This is a genomic window from Cellulomonas telluris (genome assembly GCF_004886325.1).
GTDB classification, from domain to species: domain Bacteria; phylum Actinomycetota; class Actinomycetes; order Actinomycetales; family Cellulomonadaceae; genus Cellulomonas; species Cellulomonas telluris.
This window is the reverse complement of sequence record NZ_QXFN01000121.1, coordinates 1-509: the sequence shown is the minus strand read 5'-3', so window position 1 is coordinate 509 and position 509 is coordinate 1. Positions and strand designations below refer to the sequence as shown.

Here is a 509-nt window from a genome sequence, read left to right as displayed (position 1 = left end):
GCGCCGCGCTTGGAGGCGGAGTACGACGCCTGGCCGATCTGGCCGTCGAAGGCCGCGACCGACGCGGGGTGGGCGATCGCTCCGCGCTGGCCGTCGACGTCGGGCTCGTTGCGGCTCATCACGGTGGCGGCCTGGCGGGTCATGTCGAAGGTGCCGATGAGGTTGATCTCGACCACCTTGCGGAAGGCGTCGAGGTCGTGCGCCTGCTCCAGCAGCCCGTCGCGACCGATGGTGCGCTGGGCCCAGCCGATTCCGGCGGAGTTGACGCACGCGCGCAGCGGGGCGATCTCGGCCGCGGCCTCGACGGCGGCGGCGACCTGCTCGGTCCGGGTCACGTCGACGGAGGCGAAGACGCCGCCGATCTCGGACGCGAGGGCCTCGCCCTTCTCGGCGTTCAGGTCGGCGACCACGACCACGGCGCCCTTCGCGGCGAGCGCGCGGGCGACGGCGGCACCGATGCCGCTGGCGCCGCCGGTGACGATGGCGGTGGATCCGGTGATGTCCATGCG

Annotated in this window: 1 protein-coding gene; it reads right to left on the bottom strand. The window is 73.9% G+C overall.

Annotated elements, in window-relative coordinates:
* Positions 1-509: SDR family NAD(P)-dependent oxidoreductase (locus tag FB586_RS19020; protein ID WP_246037003.1), on the bottom strand; the 509-nt coding region annotated here is incomplete at both ends.